This is a genomic window from Geminicoccus harenae (genome assembly GCF_019800005.1).
GTDB lineage: Bacteria > Pseudomonadota > Alphaproteobacteria > Geminicoccales > Geminicoccaceae > Geminicoccus > Geminicoccus harenae.
This window is the reverse complement of the sequence record NZ_JABGCL010000145.1, coordinates 1-1,500: the sequence shown is the minus strand read 5'-3', so window position 1 is coordinate 1,500 and position 1,500 is coordinate 1. Positions and strand designations below refer to the sequence as shown.

The window sequence follows — 1,500 nt, the reverse complement described above, 5'->3', positions numbered from 1 at the left end:
CCCGATGGTGTTCAGCTCCTACCCGTTCCTGTTCGGCTTCTTGCCGGTGGTGCTGGCCTTGTGCTGGGGCGTGCGGCTGTTCGCACCACCCGTCGCGGCCGTGGCCGTGCTGGCGGCTGCCTCCGTCTGGTTCGCCGGCTACTGGGACTGGCACTACCTGCCGCTGTTGCTGGGCACGGTGCTGTTCAACTTCACCATGAGCTGGGTGATCTTCGCGCAAAAGGACGAGCGGCGGCGCAAGCTGGCGATGCTGCTGGGCGTGGCCGGCAACCTCGCCTGCCTCGGCTACTTCAAGTACGCCATGTTCGTGGTCGGCAATGTCGAGGCCCTCCTGGGCACCGGCTTCGGCATGGCCGCCATCATCCTGCCGATCGGCATCTCCTTTTATGTCTTCACCCAGATCGCCTTCCTGGTCGACATCTGGCGCGACCGCAGCCGCCCTTACGGCCCGCTCGACTATCTCCTGTTCGTCACCATCTTCCCGCACCTGATCGCGGGGCCGATCATCCACCACAAGGAGATGATCCCCCAGTTCCGCAGCCCAAGCTTCGGCCGGTTCGACGTCGCCGCGGTCAACACCGGCATCGCCTACTTCGTGCTGGGCTTGGCCAAGAAGGTGCTGATCGCCGACAACATCGCACCCATTGCCGATGCGGTGTTCGCCGCGGCCGACCAGGGCCTGCCGGTCAGTACGCTGGAGGCCTGGGCCGGCACGCTGGCCTATGCCTTGCAGCTGTTCTTCGACTTCTCGGGCTATGCCGACATGGCGATCGGCCTGGGCTTTCTGATCGGCGTGCGCTTCCCGCAGAACTTCGACCGGCCGTACCGCGCCAACTCGATCGGCGACTTCTGGCGCCGCTGGCACATCACCCTGTCCCGCTTCTTGCGCGACTATCTCTACATCCCGCTGGGCGGCAACCGGCACGGCTTCCCGCGCGAGCTCCTGGCCCTGTTCGTCACCATGCTGCTGGGCGGCATCTGGCATGGCGCTGGGTGGACCTTCGTGATCTGGGGCGTGCTTCATGGCGCCTACCTGGTGATCCAGCGCCTGTGGCAGCGCCTGAACGGCGGCAAGCCCCATGACGATGGCAGCCGCAAGCTGGGCCTGGGCTGGGCGATCACGATGCTGGCCGTGCTCATCGCCTGGGTGCCGTTCCGGGCGACCACGCTGGAGGGCATGCTCGGCATCTGGCAGGCCATGGCGCTGGCTGGTCCGGTCCTGCCCGATGCCTGGCGCTGGGCGCTGGGGCCGGCAGCCGGCCTGCTGGAGCAGGTCGGGGTGGAGTTCGGCGGGGCCGGCTATATCCGGCTGCGCCTGTGGGCCAGCGCCGGCCCGCTCCTGGCCGTGGCCACCCTGCTCGCCTTGTTCCTGCCCCGCTCCGACGTCATGGCGGAGAGCCTGTTCGGGCAGCGCGGCCGCGCTGCCTCTCCGTGGCGGGCGGGCGTGCGGGGCATGGCGCTGGGCGCCGCGTTCTTCGCCTCGGTGATCTATCTCAGCTA

At 68.0% G+C, this 1,500-nt stretch carries 1 protein-coding gene; it reads left to right on the top strand.

Annotated elements, in window-relative coordinates:
- A partial coding sequence (locus HLA95_RS27285) for an MBOAT family O-acyltransferase (protein WP_191062384.1) occupies positions 1 to 1,500 on the top strand: 1,500 nt, incomplete at both ends.